Source organism: Sphingobacterium allocomposti (genome assembly GCF_008124885.1).
Taxonomy (GTDB): Bacteria; Bacteroidota; Bacteroidia; order Sphingobacteriales; family Sphingobacteriaceae; genus Sphingobacterium; species Sphingobacterium allocomposti.
This window is the reverse complement of the sequence record NZ_VNHX01000009.1, coordinates 15782-28913: the sequence shown is the minus strand read 5'-3', so window position 1 is coordinate 28913 and position 13132 is coordinate 15782. Positions and strand designations below refer to the sequence as shown.

7 protein-coding genes are annotated in these 13132 nt (G+C 47.2%); 6 read left to right on the top strand and 1 reads right to left on the bottom strand.

Translation table 11 applies throughout. The features are described 5' to 3' along the window. Positions 1–126: 126 nt before the first annotated feature. Positions 127–1257 carry a radical SAM family heme chaperone HemW gene (gene hemW / locus BC792_RS08205; protein WP_148908512.1) on the bottom strand — a complete coding sequence of 377 codons (1131 nt, stop codon included), beginning with the start codon at positions 1255–1257 and terminating at the stop codon, positions 127–129. 601 nt (positions 1258–1858) lie between these two features. On the opposite strand from hemW, the gene BC792_RS08200 reads away from it, so the two are divergent. The 6 genes from BC792_RS08200 to BC792_RS08175 all read left to right on the top strand — a co-directional run bounded on the left by BC792_RS08200 (position 1859) and on the right by BC792_RS08175 (position 13123). Next, on the top strand, positions 1859–2635 hold the full coding sequence (locus tag BC792_RS08200; RefSeq protein ID WP_148908511.1) for a hypothetical protein: 777 nt from the start codon (positions 1859–1861) through the stop codon (positions 2633–2635). A gap of 214 nt (positions 2636–2849) precedes the next feature. After that, a complete protein-coding gene (locus BC792_RS08195) occupies positions 2850–6122 on the top strand; it encodes a SusC/RagA family TonB-linked outer membrane protein (RefSeq protein ID WP_246154917.1) in 3273 nt (1090 codons plus the stop codon). 13 nt (positions 6123–6135) lie between these two features. Then, entirely contained in the window at positions 6136–7584 is a 1449-nt protein-coding gene (locus BC792_RS08190; protein WP_148908510.1) for a SusD/RagB family nutrient-binding outer membrane lipoprotein, read from the top strand. A gap of 142 nt (positions 7585–7726) precedes the next feature. Further along, complete coding sequence (locus BC792_RS08185; protein ID WP_170249989.1) at positions 7727–8320, top strand: RNA polymerase sigma factor; 594 nt, start codon at positions 7727–7729, stop codon at positions 8318–8320. 71 nt (positions 8321–8391) lie between these two features. Then, positions 8392–9366 carry a FecR family protein gene (locus tag BC792_RS08180; RefSeq protein ID WP_148908508.1) on the top strand — a complete coding sequence of 325 codons (975 nt, stop codon included), beginning with the start codon at positions 8392–8394 and terminating at the stop codon, positions 9364–9366. A 268-nt stretch (positions 9367–9634) separates the two neighbouring features. Beyond that, positions 9635–13123, top strand: coding sequence for a SusC/RagA family TonB-linked outer membrane protein (locus tag BC792_RS08175; RefSeq protein WP_246154915.1), 3489 nt, complete (start codon positions 9635–9637; stop codon positions 13121–13123). Positions 13124–13132 lie beyond the last annotated feature (9 nt).

The window sequence follows — 13132 nt, the reverse complement described above, 5'->3', positions numbered from 1 at the left end:
CACATACCTATAGCACAAAGCGTTTTTCTATACGACCCTGAAGGGGTCGCATATCTATAGACGGTGTTTTTTATACAACCCCGTCGGGTTCGCATATTGTTTTGATCGGTTTATTCGACCGCTATGCTACGTCGGCAGCAGAAACAATTCGGACGCAATATGATCAGCTAGGAGCTTTCCGGTCTTGGTCAAACGGAGGTATCGCTCCTCGACGGCTTCCACATGTTGTTGTGCAAAAAAGGGCTCGGCATTTTGTCGAATATGTCTTACCGCTTCCGGACCGAATTGTTCCTCAATTTTTTGCAGGTCGATACCCCACATGGTGCGCAGCGACGTCATTATATACTCGTTAACACGGTCTTCAAAGGAAAGTGTTTCTGTTTCATACTTCCGGCTGCCCGACAAGATGCCCTCGATGTATTGCGCGTTGTTAGCGATATTCCAGCTTCGGGACACCCCATCAAATGAGTGGGCCGAAGGCCCTATACCCAGGTAGTGCTTGCCACGCCAATAATTGGTGTTATGTTTGGCATAACGGCCGCTCTTGGCGAAGTTAGAAATTTCGTAATGTTCAAAGCCTCCTGCTGTTAGTGTCTCAATCAACTGTATCATTTGTGAAGCACTTTGTTCCTCATCCATAGGGGGTGTTTTGCCCTGTTGCACAAAGTGGGCTAGTGCCGTCCTTTGTTCGACGGTCATCGCGTAAGAGGAGATGTGTGGGATATTAAAGTCCAGCAACCGCTGGATATTGTCTCTCCATTTCGCATCGGTCAATAACGGATAACCATAGATCAGGTCGGCCGTAATATTTTCAAAGCCGGCATCCTGCACCCGTTTGATGGCTGCTTCCGCGTCAGACGCATGGTGGGCACGGTTCATCCAGCGCAGGTCCTCTTCAAAAAAAGATTGCACGCCGATGCTGAATCGGTTGACAGGGGTGCGGCGTAACGCTTGCACTTTGTGTTTGTCAAGGTCGTCGGGGTTCGCTTCGAGTGTGATTTCAGCATGCGGCCTAATGTCGAAGTAAGTGCCCACTTTATCAATCAGCTGTTCGATATCGTCCGGGTCCAAAACAGAAGGGGTTCCTCCGCCAAAATAAATCGACTCTACCGTTCTGTCCGTTAACTCGTTCTGACGCTGTTCCATCTCTGACAGCAAAGCCTGTATCATGTCGTCTTTGTACTTTAGGGATGTGCTAAAATGGAAATCACAATAATGACAAGCCTGTTTGCAAAATGGAATGTGGAAATAAATCATGCTACAAACTTAGATAAATTGCCATTAGGAGCAAAATAACCGCGTTTATATAAAAGCAATTTATCGATCTCTCCTCTGCCGTCAGCAACTTCTTGGTAGATGAAATATACAGATTGCTCAAGTATGTAGGTGAATGGGTAGTCATACGTCCTCGCCGGAATCAGCATGTTTATGTACGTCTGAAGCGATCATTTACTTTTGCGCATTGTATGGCCGGACGAGGGGTGGTTTCGGAATTTGCGGCTCTTCTTTGAGAAGTTGTTTAAGCTGCTTCGGGACACGGCCGGATGTTCATTGGCCGGTCTTCGACAAACCTTTGGCCGCATCTCAAATCCAGGGCGAAGCCTTGTCGAACGAAAGCCGAAGACCAATCGAAGATGTGTCGAACCAGATGCGGAGTAGGGGCGAGGTTGTATGGTAGGAAGTACGGACTTTGACGGACTTTGACGGACTTAAACGGACTTTGGCGGACTTCCATGGAGAATTAAGGAGATAGAAGATGCAGGTTGTTATGGTTTATTCTGTTTCTCAAAGGTAAAAATTTCTTATATTAGAAGCAAGTAGTTTGTTTATTCATGTTGAATTTAACTTTTGGTTTCGCATGGACAGAATAATTGAGAAGTACATTCGGAAGAAATACCGGAAACGCGGTGACAACTACAAACTGAGCGAGGGGAGTAAAGTCGCGGCACAGGAATTCAGTTTGTCCAGCAAGATGGCAGCCCAGATCTACCGTGCTTGGAAAGAGATATTGCCCAAGCCCGTGGAAGCATCACATTATCAGAAACTGGTTTCCTTGTTACGGCGTATCCGCGACAATAACAAAAAGCTCCTTGCTGAAGGAGCGGATGGGTTTTCGTATGCCAATATGTTATTAGGCCTGTCCCTTAATGAACGTGCATCTTGGACAACTTTATTGCCATGGACTCCCGATATCGCTTTTAAGCAAACCGAGATAATTGTTGAACTTCCATCAGACAAAAGGTGGTCTCTTGCGAGGATTCCGTACCGTGTTACGCGAATAGCCGTAACGTTTGACGTTTTGACTGTAGAATTTGGAAAGGGAGAAGAGCCTTTGCATCGTATGAAAACGAAAACGTTATTTATTATTCCGAACAGTGAGCAAAAAAGCGAACGGACGTCGATACCTATCTCCCTGTTTCCGAATAGCCTGATTATCGTACTCGGCACTGTTCAGTTCTACCTGTCTGAAAATGGTGGCACGTTGGATTTTTCCTCTCTCCATAACCAACATGTGGCTACCGATATTATGCAGGTGTTCCATGTGAAAGAGGGGATCGTATTGAAGAATAAGGAACAGGGGAAATATGTGCCTCCCACCCCTCCGGAACGGGATGGCACCGATTGGGAGTTCTAGGTCCGTTTTTTTTTCGTTTCATATTTAACGTCGACAACGGGGACGCGTATCCGTGAGCGGTATATTTCTCTACGGGCAGATTTACATTGCGTTTTTGTGCATCACTTTGCATGTTTATTTTTTTATTAATGCAATGTTAACATAAACTTAACATGACCTAGCTAGCTTTGCCGCCGTTGGATGATGGCTATTTTCTGCCACACAAGCGTCTATTATGAAAGAAATGAAAAAAATTACTTCTTCGCTCTACCGGTGTTCTGGCCGTACAGGCCGGGCGTTTTTGCTCATGGTGGGGCTCGGGTTTGTTCCCGGATTGTCGCATTCTTTTGCAAATCCAGCAAAAGAACGCGTATTGTTAGCGCAGCAAAAAGTGTCGGTCTCCGGCGCAGTGTTAGACGATAACACGCGGTCTCCGTTAGGCGGTGTTACGATTTTTGCGGCAGGGAAGCCGTTAGGAACGACGGACAACCAAGGACGTTTTTCTATCGAAATTGAGCGAAACCAAGAAGTGACATTCCAAAGCATAGGCTACCAGACGTTAACGCGGACTTGGTCGGAATCGGCAGGTAATGTAACTATTAGTCTTTTTTCCGATGATCAGGAGATTACCGAGGTTGTAGTAACAGCCCTGGGGATTAAGCGGGAAGCAAAATCTTTGGGCTATGCTGTGACGCAGATCAGTGGGGAACAGATGACGGATGCTACCCCCAGCAACTGGGTGGACGCCATGAAAGGTAAAGTTGCCGGCTTGAATATCACACAGGCCAGTTCAGGGCCGCTGAACACGGCGCGTATCACCCTACGGGGAGATAGGTCTCTCGTTGGGGGGAATAATGAGGCGTTAATCGTGGTGGATGGTATTCCCTTGATCAAGGGAGGTGCGAGTTCGGGCGTAACGGATGCGTATGGCGCCGGATCGAGTGGATTAGATAAGGATATTCCGGTGGATTTTGGAAACGGTTTTAGCGATATTAACCCGGATGATATTGAATCGATTTCCGTACTAAAAGGAGCGGCAGCAACGGCGTTATATGGTAGCCGTGCCGGTAATGGTGCTTTGATTATCACGACTAAATCCGGAAAGCGGAACAGCAAAGGAATTGGGGTGACTGTTAATTCTAACAGCAGTTTCCAGAATGTGCTGCGCTGGCCGGAATTCCAATATGAATATGGACAGGGTAATTTAAACCGAAATGCAGCCGGAGAGCTGTATTATTCATACGGCGCTAGTGCGGATGGAGCAAATACAGGATCAACTTCCAGCGCTTGGGGACCGAAGTTCGAAGGCCAGGAGTACTTTCAGTATGATCCGACGGTAGAAGGACAAAGCTTGACCCGTCAACCTTGGAGACCGTACAAAGATGGAGTGACGGGTTTCTTCCGCACCGGATCTACGTTTATGAACAACGTAGCGTTCGACGGCGGGACGGATAAGTTTTCTGCCCGGGCGTCATTGACCCACACCAAGAATGAATGGATCATGCCGAATACCGGTTTTGACCGTCTGGTGGCTTCGCTGAATGGTACAGCAAATTTGAGCGATAAGCTGAAGGTCAATTTCAAGGCCAATTATACAAATAAAAATAGCGACAATCTCCCCGGAACGGGCTATAATAACCAGTCGATTGCGTACTTTATGATTTTCCAGAATCCGAGCATTGACTTAGATTGGTACCGCCCGAGATGGCAACGTGGACAAGAGCAGATAGCGCAGATTCACCCATTTAGTTCCTATATCGAAAACCCTTTTATTATTGCGCATGAAATGACCAATAGCCTGGCTAGCCATGGGGTAGATGGGATGTTACAGGGTTTGTATACGTTTAATCCCCAGTGGGAATTGATGGTTCGATCGGGATTAAGTATGCGGTCGGACGCGCGCCAGCAGAGAAGACCTTGGGATACGGCCAATTTCCCGAACGGGTATTATAAGGAGCAGGATATGTTTTTTCTGGAATCTAATACCGACGCCCTATTGACCTATAATACGCAGCTACATGAAGATTTTAAACTTCGCGCTTCACTAGGAGGAAACGTCATGAAGCGCGATGCACGTGTGAATAATAGTGTGGCGCGGGGCTTAACATTGCCGGGCATCTATAAGCTGAGCAATGCCTTGACGAATGCACTTGCTGAAAACGATCGTGCGGCGAAGGAGGTCCAGAGTGTTTACGGGATGGTAAACCTGTCGTGGCAGGATAAGATCTATTTGGATCTGACAGCACGGAACGATTGGTCATCAACATTGCCGGCACATAACCGCTCGTACTTCTACCCCTCAATAAGCAGTAGCTTTATATTGAGTGAACTGATGACGTTGCCAGAGGCAATTTCTTTCGCAAAATTGCGGGCGTCTTGGGCACGTGTGGGTAGTGATACCGAACCTTATCGGACTTCGAAATATTTCGCTACATCCGTGTTTCCGGGATCAGCCGAGGCTCCGTCCGTTCTGCATAACGCAGATTTGAAACCCGAAATGTCTGCCTCTTCGGAGTTTGGTTTGAACGTAGCTTTCTTAAATAACCGCTTGACAACGGATGTGAATTACTACTATATCCGTTCGTTTAACCAAGTTTTGAGTGTGCCATTGGATGTAACCACGGGATTTAGTTCCGCGTTTATCAACGCCGGATTGATTGAGAATAAAGGCTGGGAGATTAGTTTGTCCGGAACACCGGTCATGAACGAGCACTTCCGTTGGACAACAAGCATTAACTGGGCTAAAAACGATAATAAAGTGTTGGAGCTGACGGAGGGTGTAGAGACGCCCTATCAGATTATCGCAACCTCGGGCAGTGGTGCTGTAGAGTCGCGGGCTACTATCGGAGGCTCGCTAGGAGACCTCTGGGGATATGGCTTGGTCCGTAATGAAAATGGCGATGTGCTCTACGACCCGAATACGGGTTTAGCGGTGCGCCCGAATGATAAAACCCTGATCGGTAATGCATACGCCGACTGGCGTGGGGGCTTCCACAATGAGTTCCGTTACAAGAATATGTCCTTGAGTGTGTTGCTAGATGGGCAGTACGGCGGTATTGTATATTCCCAGACACACCACAAAATGACGGAGCAAGGGAAGCTGAAGCATACCTTAAAAGGCCGTGAGACTGGAACGATTGTAGGTGAGGGGGTTATCGACAATGGTGACGGTACTTACAGCCCAAATACAACGGCTGCGGCTATCAATACGTGGTACGGCGACTACTACCGCCGGGCGAACTTGGAAACCAACAGCTTCGATGCATCTTATCTAAAGTTGCGTGAAGTGCGGTTTGAGTTCGGACTACCAAAGTCGGTCGTATCCCGTTTGAAGATGAACAATGCTTCCATTGCATTTTTCGGGCGTGACCTATTTATGTGGACAAACTTCCCGATGTATGATCCGGAAACCGCGGCATTAAATGGTTCTAGCATTATGCCGGGGGTAGAGATGGGACAAATGCCGAGTACGAAAACTTTCGGTATTAATTTGAGAGCGAATTTTTAAAAAAAGAACAGTCATGAAACTTAAACATATTAGCTTTGCCCTTTTGTTAGGTACGGCCGGGTTGGGCGCCTGTACGGGTCATTTCGACGAATTAAATACTGATCCAAATAATATTGAATCGGCTAGGCCGGGATCCTTCGTCACACCAACGGTGTACGGTATGTCTACTTATTTCACGGTACGGAGCAATGACTTCACCTGGGAAATTATGCAAACCGGGTTGTCGAACCCAAGTGCAGCAAACGGTGCTCACCGTTATTATCTGACAGAAACGTCCGGAGACGGTACCTGGAATACGTGTTACCGTTATTTGCGGAATGTGCGTGAAATGGAAAGTTCGGCGATTGCGATGGGCAATCCGGTGTACCAGGCGGTGGCCACCACGTTAAAGGCATACATTGCAGGTATATTGACGGATAGCTTCGGCGATGTGCCATTGTCTGAAGGTCTGCTGGCTGAAGAAGGGATCACACAGCCGGTATTTGATACCCAGGAAAAAATCTATACCGACATGGTCGCGGCGTTGGAAGAGGCGAACACCATGTATACTGCCGACGCTGTGATGGACGGAAATGATCTGCTGTATAACAACAATAAGGCACTGTGGCGGAAGTTCAACAACTCTTTGTTGTTACGCTATTACCTGCGCCAATCGAAACGTATCGATGCCACAGCAAAGATTAAGGCAATCTTAGACAACCCTGCACAGTATCCTATTTTTACGTCGAACGCTGAGGCTGCTATGGTGGAAATTACCGGGCTGGCGCCCTACGATTACGCTTGGGGCCGGCGTCAGGATTATGTGAACTTCACGGCCATGGCTGAGTTTTTTGTAGATCGCCTAAATGAGTTGAACGACCCGCGTCGTCCATTCATTATGACGCAGGCTTCGATAACCGACGAGGATAACAACAGTACTCCTATCGGCTACAAAGGAATCCCTGCGGGGCACTCTGGCCAGGAAGTCTTTGGCTTTAACCCAAGTACGCCCAACGGCGATTTGATGTATCCGAACAACGTAGGGACACCAATCAAGGAAATTCTGATGCCGTACTCCGAAGTGGAGTTTATCAAAGCAGAGGTATACCTCGATTTAGGAATGATGGAAGAGGCGGAAGAAGCTTACGAAAAAGGGGTGAAAGCATCTATTGAACAATATGGAGGAACTGTTCCAGCCGACTACTTCGAGAACGAAGCGGCTAAGTTTAATGGTACGCTAGAGCGCATTATGTTGCAGAAGTATCTTGGCCTATTCATGGTAGACTACCAGCAATGGTTCGAGTACCGCCGTACGGGGTATCCGAAGTTGCCAAAAACACCACATATGCTACATAATGGAGTGATGCCTACACGCTTCATGTATAAGAATGAGGTTCGCCGCTTTAATCCTGAAAATTACCAGAAGGCGGTAGAACAGATGGGGGGCGACGATTTTCATACGAAAGTTTGGTGGGAGAAGTAAGATTCTCCAAACAATGTGTTGACGTCCTGGCATTTTTGCCAGGACGTCGTGTTTATATACAGCGAAGGATATAAATAAAGCGCTATGTGCTCTTAACATTCCCTTAATCTTGGAAGACTATCTTTGGCGAAACATGCCTGAAATGAAATATATGGACGTCCCGGAACTGCTTGACCAACTGAAGGCTGGTCGAGAGGACGTTTTTTCCTCTATTTTCAACGCACATTGGGAAGGCCTTTTTAGGGAAGCATACTATCGGCTTAAAAATTATAATGAGGCGCAGGATCTCGTGCAGGATGTGTTTACCGATTTTTGGCAACGTAGACATAGTCTGGAGATTCATACAACGCTTGCGGCTTACCTATATAGTGCAATGAAATATCGTGTCATCCGTCATATAACACGGGCGCGGCTGCATCAGGACGTTATTGATCATCTTGTTTTCCAGATGACTGTTTTCGAAGACAGCATTGTGGATGCCATCGCAGCGGGCGAAGTGCAGAAGACATTGGAAGATGCTGTTGCGTCGTTCCCTGAAAACATGCGGGACATTTTTCTTTTGCGGAACCAGGATTTTACGGTTGCCGAAATCGCCGAGGCCCTCGGCCTGTCTTCCCAGACGGTAAAGAACAATACTTCTGAAGCGTTAAAGCGCTTGAAAACCGTGCTGGCGGAAAAACACCCAGACATCTCTTCCTCCCTTTATATCTTTCTATTGCTGTTTATAAAAAGTTAATGGACAGGTAACAATTTGTTGAAGTACTTCAGCCCTCTTCATGTCACTATAGATATGAAAAGCGATAGGAAGTGAACTTTACACAATTAAAAAAGTTATTACGGAATTATTTGGCGAATGACTCAACCAATGCCCAACGTCGGGTTGTCGACCTTTGGTACGAGTCGTTTTCTACTAAGCAAAACAAAATACCCGAACTGGACGACCCTGTTCAGAAGGAAATGCTGCGCAAGCAGATATGGGAGCGGCTGCCCACCCACACGATTCAGCATTCGTGGTTAAGAAGAAACCGGCATATTGTGCTCAGACTGAGTGTTGCAGCTGTGGTAGCACTCGTCGGGATATGGGGATACGTGGCCTCGGTCAACCGTTCCGTGGTCGATGAATCAGCCGTCGGGAAACAGGGAGCTTCGACCTATATTACTAACACAGGCATCCGAGAACGGAAGCTATTGATCCTGCCCGACAGTTCACGGGTCTGGCTAAATGCGAATTCCACCCTGCAGGTAGATTCTGGCTACGCTGGGACCGAACGTTTGGTGAGCTTGGAGGGCGAAGCATTTTTCGATGTGCGACCAAATCGGTCAAGTTCCTTTGTTGTCAAGACGTCTCATTTGAAGATTCGTGTTTTAGGAACAGCGTTTAACGTGATGTCCTATGCACAGACGCCGGACATCCGGGTTGTTGTTGACCATGGCAAAGTTGCGGTTATGGACAGCCTTGACCGGACGTTGCATCAATTGACAGAAGGGCAGTCACTCGTATATGCAATAACAAGGGGGGAAGCGGAGGTCCGCCGTTCATCATCGGGTGCCTCCTGGCGGGAGGGTCATGTCGTATTGGAACAAGCTAGTTTTCAGGAAGTAAGTCAGGCTGTATATAACATGTATGGCATCCGCATCCGCAGCGCCCGACAAGAACCAAAAAGATATTCATATAATCTACATCTGCATGCACACCGCACGTTGGAACAAACCATGGAAATTATCTGTAGCATACACCGATTAAAATATAGGAGGAAACAAGATGAGATAGTACTTTACTAGAAACCTGATCAAACAGGCGCCCGGATAGGCACCTGTTCGAATGAGTTGGCTGAACCTAGCTTGAGACCCTTGATTCGGCCACTTAGCATTATGAGTTACTAAGACAATAAAGATATGAAATACACATGCTTTAAATGAAAAAAACATGCATGATATTCCATATAGCCTTTTAAGGATCGAATAGCGGAACCCGTAATCCATGCTCTTGTGGGCAAACTTGATGGTAAATGCGGGTATCTATTCGTCCTTAAAGACAAATTAAAAACATATGAATAGAAACCTATTGTTCATACGAATGATTATGCGTACGACAATTATTATATACTGTATGGCTATAGCAACATCACAATTGTTGTTTGCCAGCTCCTTAAAGGGGCAGATTCACAGCCGTAAAATTGATTTTGCCATGGAGCGCATAACCCTCCATGCGGCTATAAAAAAATTGCAACGAGAGCAGGGACTCGAGTTTGCATTTGACGATAAAGCACTCGATTTAAACCGCCGGTACGTTGCAAAGAGAACCTTCCGTAGCTCGACTATAGCCAGTGTATTAAAGAGTATTTTTCAAAATACGGAGATTACCTTTGAGGAAAAGCCGGACGGGACCGTCGTCTTAAAAAAGGAACAGCGTCCTGCACGTATCGGTGGATCGATCAAAGACGAACAGGGAGAGCCACTTGTTGGCGCTTCTGTGCAAATTGTCGAATTAAATCGCACCGTTGTAACGGACGTCCGTGGTAACTACAGCATCACGGCCAGGCCCGGCACGTATACCTTGGTTGTGAAGTATATTTCGTTTGAAGAGGTCAGGCGAAATAACATTACAGTTGTCGAGAACGAAACAAGGGAGGTCAATTTCACGTTAAAATCAGCCGTTGGAGATATCGATGAGGTCGTGGTCACGGCATTGGGTATTAAGCGGGAAGAAAAGGCATTGGGGTACGCTGCAACAGTCGTAAAAGGAGAGCAACTGACGGAGGCACTTTCCAGTAATTGGATGGACGCCTTATCCGGGAAAGTTGCGGGCTTAAATTTAATGCGGTCGAACGCCGGCCCGGTAGGTTCGACCAAAATCATTTTACGTGGCGAGAATAATTTGACAGGAGAGAATGAAGCATTGATTGTCGTGGATGGCATCGTTATCAACAACGGGTCAGGAAGACGCTCAGCCAACGCGTCGGATGCTATATACGGAACGGGGTCGGATAATATGCCTGTTGATTACGGCTCGGGAATGGACGATATCAATCCAGAAGATATAGAAAGTGTCACGGTCCTGAAAGGCCCCGGAGCTGCTGCCTTATATGGACAGCGTGCTGCGAATGGAGCTGTGATTATTACAACAAAATCGGGCTCTAAAAAGAAAGGCATCGGTATTACCGTGAATAGCAATACTGCTTTTCAGAGCGTCAATCGTTGGCCGGATTTACAGTACGAGTATGGGCAAGGACTCGGCGGTGCGGCGCATTACTCATATGGAGCTTCTGTCGATGGTCCCAGCACAAGCGGTACTAGTTCAGCGTACGGTCCAAAGTTTGACGGACAGCATTTTTTTCAATATGATCCCGAGACGCAGATGGTCGGAAGCGAACGAACACCGTGGAGAGCCTATGATAATATCACGAGCTTCTTTGATGTTGGAAAGACATTTACTAACTCCGTCACCATCGACGGGGGTACCGACAAAACGACAGCCCGTTTTTCGGCAACTAACGTACAGAATAAATGGATCGTACCTAACACAGGATATAAAAGGAACACGGTAGCGCTATCTGTCAATTCCAAGGTGACAGATAAACTTACGATCAGTTCGAAAGTAAATTACAACAACCGTTGGAGCGATAACCTTCCAGGGGCCGGGTATGGCAATCAATCTTTGATGTATTGGTTTATATTCTGGCAGCCAAGTGCCGATGTCAACTGGCTGAAGAATTACTGGGTGAAAGGTAAAGAGAACCTCGAAATCAGATATCCATATAGCACTTATCCGGAAAACCCGTACGCTATATCCTATGAGTTTATCAACAGCAACAACCGGCATACGTTTACCGGAAACGCACAGGCGAGCTACCAGTTTACGAAAGCGTTCAGTGCACAGGTGAGGGCTTCGATGGACTTTTCCTCGGAAAACCGGACACAGAACAGGCCATATGATGCCGGATCGAGGTTACGTGAAGGAAGCCACCGTACGCAACAGATCTTTTCTAAGGAATCGAACGCCGACTTCCTATTACGTTATGGCAAAAAATTGGATCAAGACTTTGAAATCTCTGCATCCGTGGGTGGAAGCACGCAGCAGAACGAGTATCGTCGGGAGTCGCTAACCTCGGATGGGCTTTCCTTTCCGGGAGTCTACAACCACAACAACTCCAAATATGGCGTGAAGACCGACCAAGCGATCGAGCGTTTTGAGGTAAACAGTGTATATGGATTGTTTACAGGTTCCTATAAAGACTACCTGTTTTTAGACGTCACCGGACGTATGGACTGGACGAGTACGTTGGCCGCCCCCGAATTCCCGGATAAGAAGAAAGGCTTCTTCTACCCGTCGGTTAACGGCAGCTTTATACTGTCTGAGGTTGTCGATCTTCCCAGTCTCATTAATCTAGTGAAGTTGCGCGCTTCTTTTGCCGAGGTGGGTTCCGGCGTCCAACGCCCCTATCAAACCTTGTTCGCCTATACTTCGCCCAACAGTTTGATCGGAGGCTCTTTAGCGAATCCTACATCGTTGGTTAACCCCTTGATCGAGCCGCTACGCACGCGTTCTATCGAATTTGGTACAGATATCCGGCTTCTTAAAGACCGTGTGCATATTGATGTTGCTGCTTATCAAGGAAATACCTTTAACCAGCATCTTTACCGTATTGTTGACGCAGCTTCTGGCGCGAGGACGCGCCTTATGAATATCGGCGAAGTAAAAAATAGGGGTTTAGAGGTAGCACTAAATACGAAGCAGATTGTAAATAAGGATGGTTTCAACTGGTCGTCTATGATCACCTTCACAACAAATCGTAACAAAATCGTCGAGTTGGCGGACAGCTCTTTGGTTTTGCAGCAGCGTTCGGTGGGATCAGGACAGATTGTCGCGTTCGTAGGCGGCAGTATGGGCGACCTGTACGGTCTCGGCTATCAGCGCGCTCCGGACGGACAGGTTATCTATCACGAAAGTACCGGCTACGCGAAAATAACGGAGAGCGTGGTGTATCTGGGCAACACTATTCCTAAAGGAAAGGCGAGTTTTGGTAATACAATCACCTACAAAGGCTGGCGGATGAATGTTTTGTTCGATACACAGTGGGGTGCGGTGGGACATTCCCTTACGCATTACAAAATGGCCGAACAGGGGAAAACAAGGAATACCTTGCCCGGCCGATATAATGGGATAATCGGAAATGGAGTGATCGAAAATGCAGATGGAACGTTCCGTAAAAACGATGTGATAGCGAAGGATATTGATCAATACTACCGTTCGCACTATGGCGCCGATAACGCCGAAGGGAGCACATATCCGACAGATTTTCTTAAGTTTCGGGAAGCACGGTTAGACTACACGTTTAATAGGCGACTTGCTTCGCGTTTAGGCTTACAAAAAGCAACGATAGGCGTATACGGAAGGGATCTGTTCATCTGGACAAAGTGGCCGGCTTTCGATCCCGAGTTTGGCACGCTGGACGGGTCGGATATCGTCAAAGGATTCGAGATAGCCCAGTTTCCGTCTACCCGTACGTTTGGTGTTAACTTGACTGTTGGTTTCTAACAATAAAAA